This is a genomic window from Bergeyella anatis, from assembly GCF_036016955.1.
In the GTDB taxonomy this organism is placed as follows: domain Bacteria; phylum Bacteroidota; class Bacteroidia; order Flavobacteriales; family Weeksellaceae; genus JAYWXI01.
Genome location: NZ_JAYWXI010000003.1, coordinates 99,267 through 118,343, shown reverse-complemented (window position 1 = coordinate 118,343; position 19,077 = coordinate 99,267). Strand labels below are relative to the sequence as shown.

The window sequence follows — 19,077 nt, the reverse complement described above, 5'->3', positions numbered from 1 at the left end:
TCTTAAAAGATGGCTATTTTTTTATAAAAAAATCTCAGAAATTTCTGAGATTTTATAAAGTTTATTCAAAAGAAACAAAAGCGGTTATTCCTCCGTTTCGTATTTCTCCACGACCTTTTGGGAAACCCCCGTACTGCTAAACCCACCGTCATGGAAAAGGTTTTGCATGGTAACCTTTTTGGTTAAATCACTAAACATGGCTACACAATAGTTTGCACATTCCTCGGCTGAAGCATTCCCCAAAGGCGACATATCTTCTGCATACCCTAAAAATCCGCCAAACCCTTTAACTCCGCTTCCTGCCGTTGTAGGAGTAGGCGATTGGGAAATTGTATTAACCCTTACTTTATTCCGTTCGCCCCAGTAGTAACCGAATGTACGGGCAATACTTTCAAGGTAAGATTTGTTATCGGCCATATCGTTATAGTCCGGGAATGTTCTTTGCGCCGCAATGTATGACAAAGCCAGGATGGATCCCCATTCGTTCATGCAATCTTTTTCCCAAGCCACCCGCATCACCTTATGAAAAGAAACCGCCGACACATCCCAACCTTTCTCCAACCAATCGTAATTCATCTCCGTATAATGCTTTCCTTTTCTTACATTAACCGACATACCGATGGAGTGAAGGATGAAATCTATTTTTCCGAATTTTGCAATTGCAGCATCAAAGAGTTTTTCCAAATCTTCCAACGAAGTGGCATCTGCTCCGATGACTTCCGATCCCGTTTTCTCTGCCAAAGCATTCAGTTCTCCCATCCGCATCGCAATCGGTGCATTCGACAAAATAAATTCTGCTCTTTCTTCATGGCATTTTTCGGCAACCTTCCAAGCGATAGACTGGCTGTTGAGTGCCCCGAAAATAATCCCTTTTTTTCCTTTTAATAATCCGTAAGACATAATGAATTGTTTTACGCAAAAGTAATGATTTTATTGTTTGAAGCATAAAAAAAGGAAGTTCGGTTTTCCCGACTTCCTTTTCTTAACGTTTCTAACGTTAATTAGTTCGTGGCTTTCTTGATTTCGGCTTTCACATCCTCGCTCCAATCTTTGGTTTTCTCCCATGCTTCGGATGCCGCATCTTTAGTGTCTTCCCAAGCATCTGCTGCTTTTTCTTTCATTCTTTCGAACCATCCTTCCTTAGTCGCTTCTTCGTTCTTGTCTTTTTGCTCGCGGAGATAATCTTTCAATTGATCAGAATACTCGCTCACCTTGTCTTTCACCTCGTTTGCTGCATTTTTAATGGCGTTTTCGGTGCTTTCTACTGCATTTTCTGCTTTTTTTACTTCTTCGTTGTTCATAATCGTTTTTTTAGTTTTAAAATTAAGATATGTATAGTGATTGGTTACCGTCAGTCCCGCAATTATCATTCCTTTATCCTCTAATATTCGGAACAGTCGTAAATTTTCAAAAATTATATAAACCTCCGATGAAATTCTAAAACTCCAACTCAAAACAGCACTAAAACAAAAGAAATCCCCTCTATTTCTTATTCTTCCAAGAGCAAAAGATGACATATCTAATATTAATAAAAATTTATTGCATCAAGCAATCGATATTCCGCAAAAATGCAATATATTCGTAGAGCAATAGGCCATCAAGACACTAATAAAAACAGCAAAAAATGAAGCAAGACGTCCAACCTTATTCTTTGTTCACAGAGGACGATCTCTATCTATTCAGAGAAGGTAAACATTACAGATTGTATGAAAAATTCGGCTCCCATACGCTAAATCATGATGGGAAAGACGGCGTTTACTTTGCGGTCTGGGCTCCCCATGCCAAAGAGGTTTCGGTCATCGGTGATTTTAATGGCTGGCATTCCGAAGCGCATAAACTTTACCCTCGCTGGGATCAGTCCGGAATTTGGGAAGGTTTTATTTCGGGGTTATCTTGGGGAACGCTTTATAAATATGCAATTCGGACGACCGACGGTATTCTTTTAGAAAAAAGCGACCCTTACGGGCTCAGCTGGGAACAAAATCCTCAAGCGGCTTCACTGGTATCGACCAACTGGTACGAATGGACGGATGAAGAATGGATGCTGAACCGCTGGAAAAATAATCGCTTGGAGGCTCCGATTTCTGTTTATGAGCTTCATTTGGGGTCTTGGATGCGTGGCACGGACGATCCCGAACGTTTTTTCAATTACAGAGAAATTGCCGAACGGCTGATTCCTTATGTTTTGGAAATGGGGTTTACCCATGTGGAATTTATGCCCGTTATGGAATACCCTTACGATCCGAGTTGGGGGTATCAGATTACGGGATTTTATGCAGCGAATTCGAGATTTGGATCGCCTCAGGATTTGATGTTTCTCATCAATGAACTTCACGTTCACGGCATCGGAGTGATTTTGGATTGGGTTCCTTCTCATTTTCCGGGGGACGCCAACGGGCTTCATTATTTTGACGGAACTTTTCTCTACGAACACGAAGATCCGCGGAAAGGTTATCACCCTCAATGGAATTCTCATCTTTTCAATTACGGCAGAAACGAGGTGAAGTCTTTTTTAATCTCCAATGCCTTATTTTGGTTGGATCGCTACCATGCCGACGGCCTTCGGGTGGATGCGGTAACCTCCATGCTCTATCTGGATTACGCGAGGGAAGAAGGCCAATGGGAGCCCAATGTTTTCGGAGGCAATGTCAATTTGGAGGCTAAAGCTTTTCTGCAAGATTTCAATACAGCAGTATACCGGTATTACCCCGACACCATGACCATCGCCGAGGAAAGTTCCGATTTTCCGATGCTCACCAAACCCGTTCATCACGGTGGAGTGGGGTTCGGCATGAAATGGATGATGGGCTGGATGCACGACACCCTAAAATACTTCAAAGAAGATCCCATCCACCGAAAATACCATCACCACAAAATTACGTTTGCATCCATGTACATGTACAACGAAAACTACATGATGCCTCTTTCCCATGACGAAGTGGTGCATGGCAAATCGAGCATGATTTACAAAATGCCGGGCGACGAATGGCAAAAGTTCGCCAATCTTCGGGCGCTTTACACTTATATGTTCACGCATCCAGGAGCCAAACTTTTATTTATGGGGAACGAATTCGGACAAACCAACGAATGGCGTTTCGGGGCTTCTTTGGATTGGCATTTACTGCAATATCCGGTTCACGAAGGGCTTCGCCGCTATGTAAAAGCCCTCAATGCCCTCTATCGTACGGAAACCTCGTTGCACGAAAGCCAGTTTAAACCCGAAGGATTCGAATGGGTAGAGGCAAATGACGATAATAATTCCGTTTATGTTTATTTAAGAAAAAATAAGACGCAGGAGGAGGTTATAATGGTGGTGCTAAACCTCACGCCCCGAGTGTTTGACTATAAAATCGGCGTGGACGAGGGGACCCGTTGGGAAGTCATTCTCAATTCGGACGACACGCTCTATGGAGGAAGCGGCGTTAAAGCCAAAATCTTAGACGAGGAAGACCATCCATGGATGTTCCGTCCCAATGCCTTGGTGCTGAGACTCCCTCCGTTGGCCGGAGTGGTTTTAAAACGAAAGATGGATCGGTCTGCCGAATAGAAAAAAAAGAAAAACGACTAAAAAAAGCAAATTAGCTACTTTCAAAACCATAGAAACCCAAACAATAAGATATGACTGTTTATCATTTTTCGGCAGAATGCTATCCCGTGGCAAAAGTGGGCGGATTGGCGGATGTGGTAGGAGCTCTGCCTAAATACCAAAACAAAATTCCCGACGTCGAAGCAAAAGTGGTAATGCCTTGGTACGATTGCGCATTCACCCGACAACACGATTTCGAGATGGTATTCGACGGTTTTATTCATCAGAATAACGGGATGTATCAGGTTCAGGTCCTTCGGGAAAAACAGAACGTATTGGGGTTTGAACTCTTCATGGTTCGAATTCCCGGATTATTGGATAGAGAAAGACCCTACGGTTATTGGGACGAGCAACAACAGTTTCTTTCGTTCCAGCACGGGGCCCTGCATTGGCTCAGCGCCATGGAAATCCGTCCGGAAGTTTTGCACTGCCACGATTACCATACCGGTTTGATTCCTTTTATGGTGGAGCATTGCGTGGAATTCAGTTTTCTGAAAGGAATAAAAACCATCGGAACCATTCATAACGGCGAATACCAGGGGAGAATGGACTGGGAAATGTTGCGTTACTTTCCGTGGGTGGACGACGCCCGCTATCTCGGACTTTTGGATTGGGACGGTTTTATCAATCCTTTGGCGGCCATGATTAAATGCTGTCATGCGTTCAATACGGTTTCGGGAGGCTATATGGACGAGTTGTTCCACCAGTTTCAGGGGCTGGAATCCTTAGTAAGTCAGGAATACGAAAAAGCCCACGGAATTATCAACGGGATTGACACCGCAGTTTGGAATCCTGCCACGGATCCGATGATTCCGTTTCAGTACACCAAAGAAAACGCCAGGGAAGGCAAACGAAAAAACAAGGAACAACTTTGCAGCGAGTACGGCTTAAACCCTGACCTTCCCTTATTTGGATTTATCGGACGGTTTGCAGGGGAGAAGGGAGCCGATTTGCTTCCAGAGATTGTATGGAAAAGCCTTCAACAGACCCATAACGGTCATAATCTTATGGTTTTGGGCTCCGGAGATCCCCGCGTGGAGGATTACTTAAAGGATTTAAACCATCATTTCCCAAATTTTGCTTTGGATTTGGGGTATAAAGAAGCTCTTTCGCATAAGATTTATGCTTCTTGCGATTTTCTTTTGATGCCTTCTAGGGTTGAGCCTTGTGGCCTTAACCAAATATACGCCATGCGCTACGGCACCATTCCTATCGTACGCCATACGGGAGGTTTAAAGGATACGGTGGAGGATATTACCACGGGCGGTGCGGGATTGTCTTTTGCCTATGCAAGCGCGGACGATGCCGTTAATGCCATCCATCGGGCTTTGCAGATTTACGGTTATCCGGATTTAATGACAAAACTCATTGAATCCAATATGAATTTTGATTTTTCATGGGAAAAATCTGCCGAAAATTACGTAAATTTATACAGAAAATAATCCGATGTCTAACGCGTAAATTAGTATATGAAACCAAACGTTATTTCCATTGTTTTGGGAGGTGGTCGAGGCACTCGACTCTCCCCGCTGACTTACTCTCGATCAAAGCCGGCTGTTCCCATTGCCGGAAAGTATAGGCTTGTGGATATTCCGATTTCCAACTGCCTGAATTCCGGTTACAATAAGATTTTGGTGTTGACGCAATTTAATTCGGCTTCACTTAATTCCCATATCAAGAACTCTTATCACTTTGATATTTTCAGCAAAGGGTTTGTGGATATTTTGGCGGCCGAACAAAATGTGGAAAACGACCAGTGGTATCAAGGCACGGCAGATGCGGTACGGCAGAGCATGAAACATATGGACAAGTACGATTACGATTATGTGCTTATTCTTTCGGGCGATCAGCTTTACCAAATGGATTTTCGTGAAATGATTGACTTTCATGTAAAAAACAAGGGCGACATTACCATTGCCACCATTCCGGTTAATGCAAAAGACGCCACGGGATTCGGGATTTTAAAATCCGATGATCAGGGAAGGATTGCGTCTTTCATCGAAAAACCTTCTGCAGAACTTCTTCCGGATTGGAAGTCCGAAACTTCGGAAAAAAGCAAAAACGAAGGAAAAGAATATTTAGCCTCCATGGGAATTTATGTTTTCGATAAAAAGGTACTGAAGCGTATTTTTGAAGAAGACCCGGGAGACGATTTCGGAAAAGAACTCATCCCTAATGCGATTGCCAAAGGCTACAATGCTTTGAGTTACCAATACGACGGGTATTGGACGGATATTGGAACCATAGAGTCTTTTTTCGAGGCGAATTTGGATTTGACCTCCGAACTTCCGAAATTTAATTTGTTTTCTTCTGCGCCGGTGTTTACGCGGGCAAGAATGCTTCCGCCTTCCAAAATTAACGGCTCTTATGTAAGCAAAGCCATCATTGCGGACGGCTGCATCATCTTGGCAGATAAGATTGAGCGTTCCATTATCGGTAACCGTACCCGAATCGACAAAGGAGCCTCCATCAACAACACCTATATCATGGGAAGCGATTTTTACGAGGACACGGAGGCCTTAGAAGAAAACCGTCAAAAAGGACTACCGAACATCGGGATAGGCAAATATTCTTACATTGATAAGGCCATTATCGACAAGAACTGCCGCATTGGAGACAACGTCCGCATCATCGGCGGGCATCATCTTCCCGATGGCGACTACGATACCCATTCCATAAAGGACGGCATTATCGTGGTCAAGAAAAATGCGGTTCTTCCTAACGGAACCCATATCGAGTAGGCGCGTTTTAGACCGCATCGAAAAAACAAAAAGAAGGGTGGGCTTAGTTTTGCGCACTCTTCTTTTTCTTTATATTTTTGCCCAATGCGTTGGATCAAGTTTTTTATTGTTTCAGGTGGCTTATTGCTTGCTGTTTATGCTGCTTCGATGTACTTTGTCGACGAGAGCAAAACCTTCACCATCGAAAAAGAAATCGCCTATCCTTTGGATAAGGTTTACCCTCAATTTAACGACTTTCGGCAGTTTACCCGTTGGAACCAATATTTCATTTCGGATAAAGGAACTTCACTGGTGTATTATACGCCCTACATCGGCCAAGGAGCGTCAATGGGATTCAGTCGCAAAGGCAGCGGAGAAAAAGGCGAAATGTACATCCGTTACGAAAACCCTTACAAAACCTTAAGATACCAGCTTTTCGAAGGGGACGATTCCATGCCGTATCGGATTGACGTTAAATTCAAGGCCGTATCGCCTCAAAAAACCAAAATGACCTGGCTGGTGCACACGCCTAAACAACCGTGGTTGAAACGTACGGCTAACCTTTGGTCCGAAAGCGACTTTGTAGGGCTTCTGGATAAGAGTATGGCCAATCTTTCCGCTTTATTAGGCAATAAGGTAAATAAGGATGAGATGTTGGCCTCCATCAAATACGATAGTCTGATGGTGGAAAAATCTCCAGGAGAGCTTCTTCTCGGCATTAATGTAAGCACCTCTAACAAGGGAGATGCTCTGATAAAAAACATCGTTATGAATCATAATAAGGTTTGTAATTTCGTCACCGTGGATTTAGCCAAGCAAGAGGACGAGTTTGGGCTACCGGTGCTTTTAACGGATGCCAACAATACCAAAGATAAGGAAGTTTCGTACTATTACGGAGTTCCTTTATCCAAACGTTCTTCGGTTTCGGACAATAATTTCAGCTTCCGCACACTCCACGCGGGAACCCGGTACGTTCTGTATTACAAAGGGGCCTACAAAAATAGGGGGCAAGCCATTCAGCAGCTGCTTCAGAAAGCTAAAAAAGATACGATGAGGTATGGGGAATTGCAACAAGTTTTCATCGAGCCTCCCAAAGAAAACGGAGAGGTTAATTTAAAGTTGGCTTTGCCGGTTTTCCGCTAAAGATTAAGGTTTAATTCGGGATAAAATTTTTCGTTTAAAAATAATTTTCCGAGTGGCATATTTTTCTTAAATTTGTGAATTAACAATATAGTATTGAACAGAAACTGTAAATAATGGACAGATTTTCCTTTCTAAATGCTGCGCATTCCCAATTTATTGAGGATTTATACCAGCAGTATTTAAAGTATCCCGATTCTTTGGAGCCTTCGTGGAAGGCCTTTTTTCAAGGCTTTGACTTTGCACTCGAAAATTATGACGACTCGGTCGAAATGGCAACTTCCGGTTCTTCCGGCATTGCGGCTCAAGTTGGCCAGGCAGCGGCTCAAGGTCAAATTCCTGAGGATATCAAAAAGGAATTCAAGGTTTTGAATCTTATTGAGGCCTACCGCCATCGCGGGCACCTTTTCACCCGAACCAATCCGGTTAGAGAACGGAGGCATTACCAACCCACACTGGACATCGAAAATTTTGGTTTGAGTCAAAGCGATCTAAACACCAAGTTCAATTGTGCGGTGGAAACGGGGATGCCCGAAGCCGCAACGTTACAAGCCATTATTACCCATTTGGAAAATATCTACTGTGATTCCATCGGGGTGGAATATATGCATATGGAAAACGTCGAGGAGAAGGAGTTTATCCGCCAATGGTTGCAGGTAAACGAAAATCACCCTTCTTTGTCGGCAGCGGAGAAGACGGAAATTCTTCAAAAACTTAATCAGGCGGTAGCTTTCGAGAATTATCTGCATACCAAATTTGTGGGTCAGAAGCGTTTTTCCCTTGAGGGAGGCGAATCTTTAATTCCGGCTTTGGATCAACTCATCACACGGTCTTCCCAACTCGGTGTGGACGAAGTCGTCCTGGGGATGGCTCACCGTGGGCGACTGAACGTTTTATCCAATATTTTTGGAAAATCTTACAAACAAATTTTCTCCGAATTTGAAGGCAAAGAGTTTGAGGAAGATGTTTTCTCCGGGGACGTAAAATACCACTTAGGCTCTTCAAAGAAAATAGTAACCGCATCTGGTGAAGAGGTTTCCATCAACCTGACGCCAAACCCTTCGCATTTGGAAACGGTAGCGGCTTTGGTCATGGGAATTTGTCGTTCCAAAGTAGACCACCAGTATCAGGGAGATTACTCTAAAGTACTTCCGATTGTGATTCACGGAGACGGTGCCATTGCCGGTCAAGGCATTGTGTACGAGGTGGCTCAGATGATGACTTTGGACGGGTATAAAACAGGAGGAAGCGTTCATATTGTAGTGAACAATCAGGTTTCGTTTACCACGAATTATTTGGATGCCCGTTCGTCAACCTATTGCACGGATATTGCTAAAGTAACCAATTCTCCGGTAATGCACGTTAATGCGGATGACGTGGAGGCGGTGGTTCATGCCATCCGTTTTGCGGCAGAATACCGTGCTAAATTTAACAAAGATGTCTATATCGATTTGTTGGGCTACCGCAAATATGGTCATAACGAAGGGGATGAACCTCGATTCACCCAGCCCAATTTGTATAAAACCATCGCAAAACATCCAAATCCGAGAGAAATTTATAAAGACAAGCTCATTAAGGAGAAAGTCGTTTCCAATGAGGTGCTAAAATCCATGGAAGCCGAATTTAAAGCGCTATTGGATGAAAATTTTGATGCCTCCAAAGAAATTCAGAAAAATACGTTGGATATTTTCATGAAGGACGATTGGAAGGATTTTCCTCTATGCAAAAAAGGAGCGCTACAAGGACAGTATGACACCTCCTTTCCGCTGGAGGACTTAAAGACTTTAGCCGTTAAAATGTCCACTTTACCTTCGGATAAAAAATTCATCAATAAAATAAAACGCTTATTCGATCAAAGATTAAAAATGATTGAAAGCGATACAATCGACTGGGCGATAGGAGAGTGGTTGGCTTATGCCACACTACTATCCGAAGGGCATGATGTTAGAATTTCCGGGGAAGATGTCGAACGTGGAACCTTCTCTCATCGCCATGCGGTGGTCAAAACCGAGGATAATGAGGAAGAGTATGCTCCTCTTAAGGAGTTAACCTCACAACGGTTCGATATTTTCAACTCTCACCTTTCGGAGTATGGGGTACTGGGCTTCGATTATGGTTACGCCATGGCATCGCCCAATACACTCACGATTTGGGAAGCTCAGTTTGGGGATTTTGTCAACGGGGCGCAAATCATTATCGATCAGTATTTAGTGGCAGCAGAAGAAAAATGGAAAATCCAAAACGGGCTGGTCATGCTTTTACCTCACGGATTCGAGGGACAAGGTGCGGAGCACTCTTCGGCGAGATTGGAGCGATTCCTAGCGCTCTGTGCCAACGAAAATATGATCGTGGCCAATTGTACGACTCCTGCCAATATGTTCCATATTCTTAGAAGACAGTTGAAATTCAACTTCAGGAAGCCTTTGGTCATCATGTCGCCAAAATCCTTGCTTCGCCATCCGAAAGTAATTTCAAACTTCAGAGAGTTGGCAGAAGGGCAATTCCAACCTGTGATTGACGATGCCAATGCGCAAGCGGCTAAAGTGAAACGCTTGGTGCTATGTTCGGGCAAACTCTACTACGAATTGTTGGCTAAACAAGAAGAATTAGGACGGGACGACTTGGCAATTGTTCGTTTGGAACAGCTTTACCCTCTGCAAAAAGAAGCCATTGACGCTGTGCTAACCAAATATTCCGATCGGGAATCCTTGGTATGGGCTCAGGAAGAACCTGAAAACATGGGGGCTTGGACTTACATCCTGAGAAATTTCAGAGATACGGGCATCCAGGTAATTGCTCCGGTTCCGAGTGGTGCACCCGCCCCTGGAAGCCACAAAATGTTCGAACGCAACCAAACCGATGTCATCAACCGCGTATTCGAGTTATAATTAAAAAAGAAATCATTCATCAACGAAATAATAAATAAGAAAAATATGTCAGTTCTAGAAATGAAAGTTCCTTCGCCGGGAGAGTCCATCACCGAGGTTGAAATAGCAACGTGGTTGGTGCAAGACGGCGATTATGTTGAAAAAGATCAGCCAATTGCGGAAGTCGATTCCGATAAAGCGACTTTGGAACTTCCTGCGGAGCAAAGTGGTATCATCACGCTAAAGGCAGAAGAAGGCGAAGTGGTTCAGGTAGGGCAAGTGGTTTGTCTTATCGACATGGCGGCCGCTAAACCGGAAGCAGGAGCTTCTTCTGAAGAGAAAAAAGAAGAGCCAAAAGCTGAAGAACCCAAAAAAGAAGAAAAGAAAGAAGAACCTAAAGCAGCCGCTTCAACTTATGCTACGGGAACACCTTCGCCTGCAGCAAAGAAAGTTTTGGATGAAAAAGGCATTGAAGCTGCTCAGGTTCAGGGTACCGGAAGAGACGGCCGTATCACCAAAGAGGATGCCGTAAAGGCCACGCCTTCGTTCGGTTCGGTTTCATCCACTAGTGGTTCAAGGGCAATGACTAGCACGAAACTTTCCATGCTGAGAAGAAAATTGGCGGCAAGACTCGTTTCCGTAAAAAATGAAACTGCTATGCTAACCACTTTTAACGAGGTGGATATGTCTGAAATTTTCAGAATCAGAAAACAATATAAAGAAGAATTTGCGGCCAAGCACGGCGTAGGATTAGGTTTTATGTCTTTCTTCACCAAGGCGGTAACACGGGCATTGCAACTTTACCCTGACGTTAACGCTTCCATTGATGGCGATTTTAAAGTAAATTACGATTTCTGCGATATTTCCATTGCGGTATCTGGACCGAAGGGACTAATGGTTCCTGTATTGAGAAATGCAGAAAACATGACGCTTCGTGGAGTAGAAGCCAATATCAAGGCTTTAGCCGACAAAGTTAGGGAAGGCAATATCAGCGTTGATGAAATGACCGGAGGAACGTTTACCATCACCAACGGCGGGGTTTTCGGTTCAATGCTTTCCACCCCAATTATCAATCCTCCTCAATCGGCTATTTTGGGCATGCACAACATCATTCAGCGTCCGGTCGCTATTGACGGGAAAGTTGAAATTCGTCCGATGATGTACTTGGCTCTTTCTTATGACCACCGAATCATTGACGGTCGTGAATCGGTAGGATTCTTGGTTGCAATTAAAGAAGCCATCGACAATCCGGTAAAATTCCTTATGGACGGCGACGAAAGAAAAGCGTTGGAACTTTAAGATCAAAAAAGTTCAAATACTTCAATAGAGCCCTGCTTCTTAACTTTTAAGAGGCAGGGCTTTTTAATATTAAAAAATCCATTGTTATTTTCTATTTTGCAAATCATTGTTTTTTTGTTTCTCCATACCGTTATCAATGCGTATTTTTGCAGGAAACCTAAAAAAAAACAATATCATAATGAGTTTGCAACAGACGATCGAAGCTATTTGGGATAATAGAGACCTTTTAAATCTTGAAGAAAATAAAGCAGCCGTAAGAGAAGTAATCGCTAAGCTGGACGCAGGAACGCTTCGTGTGGCCGAACCTACCGCTAACGGATGGCAGGTAAACGAATGGGTAAAAAAGGCCGTGGTGATGTATTTTCCCATTCAAAAAATGGAAACCATCGAAGTAGGTCCTTTTGAATTTCACGACAAAATTCCTTTGAAGAAAAACTATGCTGAAAAAGGCGTTAGAGTGGTTCCTCATGCCATTGCCAGAGAAGGTGCTTTTGTCGCCTCAGGGGTTATCATGATGCCTTCTTACGTTAATATCGGGGCCTATGTGGATTCGGGAACCATGGTGGATACTTGGGCAACGGTAGGAAGTTGTGCTCAAATCGGTAAAAATGTCCATTTGAGTGGAGGCGTAGGCATCGGCGGCGTTTTGGAACCATTGCAAGCGGCTCCCGTAATTATTGAAGACGATGTATTTGTGGGCTCTCGTTGTATTGTGGTGGAAGGCGTTCATGTAGAGAAAGAAGCCGTACTCGGAGCCAATGTCGTGCTTACTGCATCCACCAAAATTATTGATGTAACGGGCGATACTCCGGTAGAACTTAAAGGACGCGTACCAGCTCGTTCGGTGGTTATTCCCGGAAGCTACACCAAAAGGTTTCCAGCGGGAGAATATCAGGTGCCTTGTGCATTAATCATCGGTCAGCGAAAAGAATCCACCGATAAAAAAACCTCACTAAACGACGCACTTCGCGAAAACAACGTGGCGGTTTAAGATTTTGTATTAATTTTTAGAGTTTTATGGCAATCCCCAAGCAGATTTTCCAAACGTTTAAGAACAAAGAACTTCCTTGGTTGACCCGATGGCATATCAAGAGGATGCTCCGCCGAAATCCGGACTACCAGTGGCATTTTTATGACGATGAAAAAATCCTTCAATTCTTTAGGGAAGAAATGCCCGCCGAATACGAACGGGCTTACCGAAGCCTTACCATAGGAGCCGCAAAGGCCGATTTTTTCAGGTATGCCATTCTCTATAAAAAAGGGGGAATCTATTTGGATATCGACTGTAAGGTGGTAAGCCGCTTTAGGGATTTTTTAAAACCAGAAGACCAGGCCGTTATTTCCATTGAAAACAACGATCATTTTTACGTTCAATGGGCTTTGTTTTTTGAGGCTGGCCATCCTTTTTTGAAAAAAACGCTTCAAGTTTGCCTCCGGAATATTCAAGAACACCGTTTTCCTCACGATGTTCACAAAACAACTGGGCCTCCTGCTTTTACTGAAGGAATTCATTGGGCGCTCAATGAAAATCCCGACACAGATTATCGAGAAATGAAAACGGAATACGAAGGGCACGTGGAAGACAAGTACAAACTGGCCAAATTTTTTCTTTATTCCAATCGAAAAGAGCATTGGAACAAGAAGCAATTGTCTCAGCCCATCATCAAACCGGTAGAGGATTAATCCCCGACGACTTCAAATCCAATTGCCAATGAAGATTGCTTTTGACGCCAAACGTTTCTTTCATAATGCTTCGGGGTTAGGAAACTATTCTCGGGATTTAGTGCGGGTTCTTGCCTCATTTTATCCCGAGAACACTTATCTTCTTTTAAGTGAAAAAGCCTCCGAACGTGGAAAAGCTATTTTAGCACTACCGAACGTTGATTTTAAAGAAACATCCAACGGATTTTTGGCACGGCAAAGGCAAATGGGCATTGATGCCCAAAATTTAGGAGCAACTATTTTTCACGGGCTTTCCGGAGAACTACCTCTTCGCTGGTCCCGTAGTTCCATAAAAAAAATCGTTACCATCCACGATTTGATTTTCATGCGATATCCGCAATACTACCGTTGGTTCGATCGGAAAATTCATTTTTGGAAATTCCGAAATGCGGCACAGCAAGCCGATTTGGTGATTGCCATCTCGGAACAGACCAAGCGGGACATTATGCATTACCTTCAAATTCCGGAATCCAAAATTCGCGTGGTGTATCAAGGATGCCATCAGGCCTTTAAAGAGGTTTTGAACGAAGAATTTTTAAGCAGACTTAGAGAAAAATACCCTCTTCCTAAACGTTTCATTCTAAATGTAGGAACCATCGAACCGAGAAAAAACCTGCTTAATATTGTCAAATCGCTAAAAGGGACTGGCATTCCACTGGTAGTGGTTGGGAAACCTCAAAAAAAATATTTTGAAAAGGTTCAGAAAGAAATTCGGAAAGGCGCCGTGGACGTTCTTTTTCTTCAAGGCGTCACCATGGAAGAATTGGCAGGACTATACCGCTTAGCCGACGTGTTTGTGTACCCCAGCATTTTTGAGGGCTTTGGTATTCCGGTGATTGAAGCATTATTTTCTGGAACTCCCGTAATTACGAGCAACACGAGCTGCCTTCCCGAAGCCGGAGGCGAAGCTGCACTTTACGTCCATCCTAATTCGGTGGAGGACCTGAGAGCCAAAATCGCGTACCTTTGGGAAAACGAAAGCGAAAGAATCCGCCGTCGGGAAAAGGGATTAGCCTTTGTAAAAAAGTTTAACGACGAAGCTATCGCCCGTAATTTAATGGCGGTGTACCGAGAGGTTTTAGAATCCTGATTGCGTTATACTCTAAAAATTTAACTTTCGGTATTTACTCGAAATGTTTTAAAATCTTCACTTTAGCCCTATTTAGCCCATTAATTGCATGGTTTTAAGGAAGAAAAATCAATTTTTAACCTTAAAATTTATTATTATGGCTTATACCGTAGTTTCTTTATTTTCTGTTGATACCGATACCGATAAACTCATCGAACATTTAACCAAAAACGGGATCTCGTCCGAAAACATCCATGTATCCAAAACCTCCATCGAAGGCGAACGCACCGAAGAAATGGAAGAAGACGAACAAACTAAAAATTTTTGGGATTACCTTTTCGGGCAAACCCAATGGCGGAGCGCTTATCAGCAGGCAGGCATCGACAATAACAGCCTAACGGTCTATACCGACAATTTGGAAGAAGCCCGCCGCGTAATGACCCTAATGGACAATATGGGGGCAGTGGATATCCAAAAATACCGCAAGGATTGTGAAGACCGCACCTCCAATTCGGCGCAGGACCTTTCCGAAAGAGAAGAAGCTAGAATTATCGCCAAAGCCAAACACAACGTCTTTTTTCTCCACGGCAACAGAACCTATACGCCAAACAGTCGAGGAAAAGCCCATCGGATGGATTCTTTGGGATCAAAAGACTAATAGCAAAACAAGCCGTCTCAAAAAGAGACGGCTTGTTTATTGATTTTAAACGTATTAAATTAAAGTTCGTTTTATTTTTCGTTTTCTTGTTCCAACTTCTGCGTGGCCGCCATGGACACCACAAGGTCGTTAAGCATATTGCTGGCCGCAGTAGGAGAGTTGGGAAGCAAAACCAAGTTGCTGCGACTGTTGGATCCTACCGAATTAAGCGTGTCGTAATGTTGTGTTACCACGATAAGAGCCGAAGCCTCGGCGGCATTAATGTTCACGTTATTCAACATCTCCACGGACTCTTTCAAGCCTTTCGCGATTTCCCTACGTTGGTCGGCAATCCCTTGCCCCTGAAGCTTTTTGGATTCGGCCTCGGCTTTTGCCACAGCTACGATACGGATTCTTTGCGCCTCCGATTCATACTCCGCAGCGGTTTTTTCCCTCTCCGCAGCATTGATCCGGTTCATGGCATGTTTCACTTGTTCATCAGGATCAATATCGGTTACCAAAGCCTTAATGATATCGTAACCGTAGCTGTTCATCGCTTCCTGCAATTCGCCTTTCACCGCCACGGCAATATCATCTTTACGAACGAAAACATCATCCAAACGCATCTTAGGTACCTCGGCACGAACCACGTCGAAAACAAACGAAGTAATCTGCCCTTCAGGGTATTCCAATTTATAAAAAGCGTCCGCCGCCTGCTCCCGAATCACTTGATACTGAACAGACACTTTCATCTTCACAAAAACATTATCTAAAGTTTTCGTATCGATAATCACATCCAACTGCTGAATTCTCAGGTTAATCCGCCTCGCAATCTGATCAATCACCGGAATTTTCAAATGAAAGCCCGCATGGCGCACCGATTGAAACTTACCAAACCGCTCGATAATCGCTGCTGTTTGTTGTTTTACGATAAAAAAAGAGGCCAGCAATAACAAAACGGCCAAAAAAGCAAAAACGCCTACAAATCCCATAAATCTATTATTTTAAAAATTTAACTGCCTAAAGATACGGAAAAATGTTAAAAAATCAAACCGTCATCCCGATATCGATTCCTTTGATTTTGCGGTAAAGATCGGTGGCGAAATTATCCGTCATACCGGAAACAAAATCCAGTACCCCGAGCACTTTTTGGTAGTCGGACCCCTCATCGTAACGGAATTGGGGCGGCATCAACTGAAGAGCCTTTTTTTCGTAGGATTTGGGAGCTGATTTTAGCACGGGAGGAATGAAATGATCCAATAATTCGTACATGACATTATAGCCTGCGTTTTCTATTTCGACCACCGAACGATGAGCGTAAATTTTTTCTACCGAAAAATCAACGATTTTTTGCAAGGCCACATTGGTCTTTTTATACCGATCCAACAACGCCTGCGTCTGCCTTCCTTCCATAATGGAGGAAAGCTCTTCTTCGTAAATCGCCAATGTTTTGTTGATTAGGGCATTGATGACTTTCGCCCTCAAATAAGAAATCCTTTCGTTACGATTGGAAAGAACCGCCAACTTGTCTTTTACCCTTTGCGTATTGGGACTTTCGGACGCAATAAGCGCCATGAAAAGATCTTCACAGTCGTCCGTGGAAACAATCCCCAAACGGTGGGCGTCTTCCATATCAATAATATTGTAGCAAATGTCATCCGCCGCTTCCACAAGCCAAACAAAAGGATGCCGCTTATAAATCGTCGGCTCGTCTTGCTCCTTTATCATATTCAGTTTGGAAGCTATGGCGGTAAAAGTCTGTTTTTCGTTTTGAAAAAAACCGAATTTTTTGCGGTGAATAATGCCTTTCTGCTTCGCAATCGCCTCGCAAGGGTATTTCGCAATGCTGGCCAAAGTCGTATACGTCAGTTGCGTGCCGCCTTCATCTTTTCCGTTCTGCTGATGAGTCAGCACCCGAATGGCATTAGCGTTTCCTTCAAAATTTACAAGATCCGCCCATTCTTTCGGAGTAAATTTATCTTTTAATCCGGATTCGTTTTTATCAAAATAGCTGGCAATGGCATCTTCCCCCGAATGCCCAAAAGCCGGATTCCCCACATCATGACAAAGGCAAGCCGCTGCGATGACATTGGACAAGTTATGGAGATAAAATTGTTTGGATTCTTCCGTCAAATGCGATTGGTAATGCCGAATAATCATTTCCCCCGCCAAGCTTCCCAAGCTCCTTCCCACGGAAGACACTTCCAAAGAGTGCGTCAGACGGTTATGCACGAACACGCTCCCGGGCAAGGGAAAAACCTGAGTTTTGTTCTGTAAACGCCGAAACGCCGAAGAAAAAATAATCCGATCGAAATCCCTTTGGAAATCCGTACGAGACACTTTGGTAGGCGAATGATCGCCCGTCCTTTGATTAGTATAAAGTTGATTGACATCCATGAACAAGCCGGTATTAAAAAAACTAAAGCCACGGGATTCGTTAAAAGCGAATTCCCCACGTCAGGGAGCAAAAATAAGCCAATTAAACCAAAAGTAAAACGTTTTAAGGCTTACTTGGCAACAAATTAAGGGCAATTTGCTTTTTGGGGCAATGGGCTCTACTTTACTTACCAAACGATGATGTGCAATTTATTTCCTACCTTTGTGGAAAAGACAACAATAAAACTATATAAAACAATTAGCATGCACAAAGCAGGATTTGTTAATATCGTGGGTAAGCCCAATGCCGGAAAATCCACACTGCTCAACCGGTTGATGGGGGAGAAGCTGGCAATCGTAACCCAAAAAGCACAAACCACCCGACACCGTATTTTCGGAATATACAACGACGAGGAACACCAAATCGTCTTCTCTGACACCCCTGGCGTTTTGGAACCCAAATACGGCCTGCAAGAAAAGATGATGGATTTCGTGAAAGACTCCCTACAGGATGCCGATGTATTCCTGCTCATCGTGGATTTGACAGACACCAGCGAGCCCTCCGAATTTCTTATCGAGAAACTAAACAAAATTCCGGTTCCCGTTTTGATTCTCATCAACAAAATCGATGCATCGAACCAGCAGAATATGGAAACCGTCATCGAAGAGTGGCACCAACGGATTCCAAAAGCCGAAATCCTTCCCATATCGGCACTCCATGGCATTAATACGGAATTAATCCTCCCCAAATTAAAATCGCTTCTGCCCGAGAATCCTCCGTATTACGACAAAGACCAGTTTACGGATAAATCCGAACGTTTTTTCGTCAATGAAGCCATCCGCGAGAAAATACTTCTGAACTACGAAAAAGAAGTTCCTTACTCCGTTGAAGTGGTTACCGAACTTTTCAAGGAAAAAGAAGGGATTATTTTTATCGACTCCATCATTTACGTAGAAAGAGAAACCCAAAAAGGGATTCTTATAGGGCATAAAGGCGAAGCCATCAAAAGGGTAGGAACACAAGCAAGAGAAGATTTGGAAAAATTCTTCGCAAAGAAAATACACCTAAACCTTTTCGTCAAAGTCAAAAAAGACTGGCGTAAAAACGAAAGAGATCTAAAAAGCTTCGGCTACCGCTAAAAAAACTCCCTTCAGGGAGTTTTTTTTAATGGATTTTTAATAATTTTACGAAAAACTTACTCGGATGAATTATTTTACATCAACGAAAACCCATCCGGTCATCGGAAATACCGTACTTCTTCTCACCCGTATCTTCGTAGGTCTAGCCATGATGAGCCACGGGCTTCCCAAATTGCAAAAACTCATGGACGGCGGAGACGTTCAGTTTTTTGATTTTTTAGGCATGGGGGCTTCTTTCTCTCTGATTTTGGCTGTTTTTGCAGAATTTTTCTGCTCCGTTTTTTTGATGTTGGGATTATTTACGCGATGGGCTTCCTTTTTCCTGATGTTCACCATGGCCGTTGCAGCGTTTGCCGCTCACGGCGATGCTCCTTTTGCCGAAAAGGAAGTCGCTTTGCTTTACATGGCACTGTACCTTATGCTTTGGGCTTTGGGTCCGGGGAAATTTTCGGTGGATGCCATGATAGGAAAAAAATCGTATTCATCCCGCTGGTAACCAATAAAAAACGAGGTCTACGGAT

16 protein-coding genes are annotated in these 19,077 nt (G+C 43.5%); 12 read left to right on the top strand and 4 right to left on the bottom strand.

Annotated elements, in window-relative coordinates; all coding sequences use genetic code 11:
- Nucleotides 1-84: 84 nt before the first annotated feature.
- Together VQ048_RS03230 and VQ048_RS03225 are read right to left on the bottom strand one after the other, a co-directional pair.
- Entirely contained in the window at nt 85-900 is an 816-nt protein-coding gene (locus tag VQ048_RS03230) for an enoyl-ACP reductase FabI (RefSeq protein ID WP_327610248.1), read from the bottom strand.
- Between the two features lie 101 nt (nt 901-1,001).
- Nucleotides 1,002-1,301, bottom strand: a complete 300-nt coding sequence (locus VQ048_RS03225; RefSeq protein WP_327610247.1) for a hypothetical protein — start codon at nt 1,299-1,301, stop codon at nt 1,002-1,004.
- Nucleotides 1,302-1,624: 323 nt separating this feature from the next.
- Here VQ048_RS03225 and glgB point away from each other — a divergent pair, with 323 nt between their 5' ends.
- From glgB to VQ048_RS03175, 10 genes are all read left to right on the top strand, one after another.
- Nucleotides 1,625-3,547, top strand: a complete 1,923-nt coding sequence (gene glgB, locus VQ048_RS03220) for a 1,4-alpha-glucan branching protein GlgB (RefSeq protein WP_327610246.1) — start codon at nt 1,625-1,627, stop codon at nt 3,545-3,547.
- 71 nt (nt 3,548-3,618) lie between these two features.
- Nucleotides 3,619-5,028 carry a glycogen synthase gene (locus tag VQ048_RS03215; protein ID WP_327610245.1) on the top strand — a complete coding sequence of 470 codons (1,410 nt, stop codon included), beginning with the start codon at nt 3,619-3,621 and terminating at the stop codon, nt 5,026-5,028.
- Nucleotides 5,029-5,055: 27 nt separating this feature from the next.
- Nucleotides 5,056-6,327: a glucose-1-phosphate adenylyltransferase gene (locus tag VQ048_RS03210; RefSeq protein ID WP_327610244.1), complete on the top strand. Its 1,272-nt coding sequence runs from the start codon at nt 5,056-5,058 to the stop codon at nt 6,325-6,327.
- A gap of 84 nt (nt 6,328-6,411) precedes the next feature.
- Nucleotides 6,412-7,449, top strand: coding sequence for an SRPBCC family protein (locus tag VQ048_RS03205; RefSeq protein ID WP_327610243.1), 1,038 nt, complete (start codon nt 6,412-6,414; stop codon nt 7,447-7,449).
- 113 nt (nt 7,450-7,562) lie between these two features.
- Nucleotides 7,563-10,334, top strand: coding sequence for a 2-oxoglutarate dehydrogenase E1 component (locus VQ048_RS03200; protein ID WP_327610242.1), 2,772 nt, complete (start codon nt 7,563-7,565; stop codon nt 10,332-10,334).
- Nucleotides 10,335-10,379: 45 nt separating this feature from the next.
- On the top strand, nt 10,380-11,612 hold the full coding sequence (gene odhB, locus VQ048_RS03195) for a 2-oxoglutarate dehydrogenase complex dihydrolipoyllysine-residue succinyltransferase (protein WP_327610241.1): 1,233 nt from the start codon (nt 10,380-10,382) through the stop codon (nt 11,610-11,612).
- A gap of 178 nt (nt 11,613-11,790) precedes the next feature.
- Entirely contained in the window at nt 11,791-12,603 is an 813-nt protein-coding gene (locus VQ048_RS03190) for a 2,3,4,5-tetrahydropyridine-2,6-dicarboxylate N-succinyltransferase (RefSeq protein ID WP_327610240.1), read from the top strand.
- Nucleotides 12,604-12,629: 26 nt separating this feature from the next.
- On the top strand, nt 12,630-13,295 hold the full coding sequence (locus tag VQ048_RS03185; RefSeq protein WP_327610239.1) for a glycosyltransferase family 32 protein: 666 nt from the start codon (nt 12,630-12,632) through the stop codon (nt 13,293-13,295).
- Between the two features lie 28 nt (nt 13,296-13,323).
- Nucleotides 13,324-14,424: a glycosyltransferase family 4 protein gene (locus VQ048_RS03180; RefSeq protein ID WP_327610238.1), complete on the top strand. Its 1,101-nt coding sequence runs from the start codon at nt 13,324-13,326 to the stop codon at nt 14,422-14,424.
- Nucleotides 14,425-14,560: 136 nt separating this feature from the next.
- Nucleotides 14,561-15,061 (top strand): hypothetical protein, encoded by a 501-nt coding sequence (locus VQ048_RS03175; protein WP_327610237.1) that lies wholly within the window; start codon nt 14,561-14,563, stop codon nt 15,059-15,061.
- Nucleotides 15,062-15,132: 71 nt separating this feature from the next.
- Here the strand turns inward: VQ048_RS03175 and VQ048_RS03170 are convergent, their stop codons facing one another.
- Both VQ048_RS03170 and dgt read right to left on the bottom strand, forming a co-directional pair.
- Nucleotides 15,133-16,032, bottom strand: coding sequence for an SPFH domain-containing protein (locus tag VQ048_RS03170; protein ID WP_327610236.1), 900 nt, complete (start codon nt 16,030-16,032; stop codon nt 15,133-15,135).
- A gap of 55 nt (nt 16,033-16,087) precedes the next feature.
- The gene (gene dgt, locus VQ048_RS03165; RefSeq protein WP_327610235.1) at nt 16,088-17,437 is read right to left on the bottom strand and encodes a dGTP triphosphohydrolase; all 1,350 of its coding nucleotides are present in this window, start codon (nt 17,435-17,437) and stop codon (nt 16,088-16,090) included.
- A gap of 243 nt (nt 17,438-17,680) precedes the next feature.
- Between dgt and era the strand changes: the two genes are divergently transcribed.
- Complete coding sequence (gene era / locus VQ048_RS03160; protein ID WP_327610234.1) at nt 17,681-18,556, top strand: GTPase Era; 876 nt, start codon at nt 17,681-17,683, stop codon at nt 18,554-18,556.
- Nucleotides 18,557-18,620: 64 nt separating this feature from the next.
- The gene (locus VQ048_RS03155; protein WP_327610233.1) at nt 18,621-19,052 is read left to right on the top strand and encodes a DoxX family protein; all 432 of its coding nucleotides are present in this window, start codon (nt 18,621-18,623) and stop codon (nt 19,050-19,052) included.
- Nucleotides 19,053-19,077 lie beyond the last annotated feature (25 nt).

Coding starts and splice junctions, on each gene's coding strand:
- VQ048_RS03230 (WP_327610248.1), bottom strand. CDS start 900: ATGTCTTACGGATTATTAAAAGGAAAAAAAGGGATTATTTTCGGGGCA.
- VQ048_RS03185 (WP_327610239.1), top strand. CDS start 12,630: ATGGCAATCCCCAAGCAGATTTTCCAAACGTTTAAGAACAAAGAACTT.
- VQ048_RS03175 (WP_327610237.1), top strand. CDS start 14,561: ATGGCTTATACCGTAGTTTCTTTATTTTCTGTTGATACCGATACCGAT.
- VQ048_RS03205 (WP_327610243.1), top strand. CDS start 6,412: ATGCGTTGGATCAAGTTTTTTATTGTTTCAGGTGGCTTATTGCTTGCT.
- VQ048_RS03180 (WP_327610238.1), top strand. CDS start 13,324: ATGAAGATTGCTTTTGACGCCAAACGTTTCTTTCATAATGCTTCGGGG.
- era (WP_327610234.1), top strand. CDS start 17,681: ATGCACAAAGCAGGATTTGTTAATATCGTGGGTAAGCCCAATGCCGGA.
- VQ048_RS03170 (WP_327610236.1), bottom strand. CDS start 16,032: ATGGGATTTGTAGGCGTTTTTGCTTTTTTGGCCGTTTTGTTATTGCTG.
- dgt (WP_327610235.1), bottom strand. CDS start 17,437: ATGGATGTCAATCAACTTTATACTAATCAAAGGACGGGCGATCATTCG.
- glgB (WP_327610246.1), top strand. CDS start 1,625: ATGAAGCAAGACGTCCAACCTTATTCTTTGTTCACAGAGGACGATCTC.
- VQ048_RS03225 (WP_327610247.1), bottom strand. CDS start 1,301: ATGAACAACGAAGAAGTAAAAAAAGCAGAAAATGCAGTAGAAAGCACC.
- VQ048_RS03215 (WP_327610245.1), top strand. CDS start 3,619: ATGACTGTTTATCATTTTTCGGCAGAATGCTATCCCGTGGCAAAAGTG.
- VQ048_RS03200 (WP_327610242.1), top strand. CDS start 7,563: ATGGACAGATTTTCCTTTCTAAATGCTGCGCATTCCCAATTTATTGAG.
- VQ048_RS03190 (WP_327610240.1), top strand. CDS start 11,791: ATGAGTTTGCAACAGACGATCGAAGCTATTTGGGATAATAGAGACCTT.
- VQ048_RS03210 (WP_327610244.1), top strand. CDS start 5,056: ATGAAACCAAACGTTATTTCCATTGTTTTGGGAGGTGGTCGAGGCACT.
- odhB (WP_327610241.1), top strand. CDS start 10,380: ATGTCAGTTCTAGAAATGAAAGTTCCTTCGCCGGGAGAGTCCATCACC.
- VQ048_RS03155 (WP_327610233.1), top strand. CDS start 18,621: ATGAATTATTTTACATCAACGAAAACCCATCCGGTCATCGGAAATACC.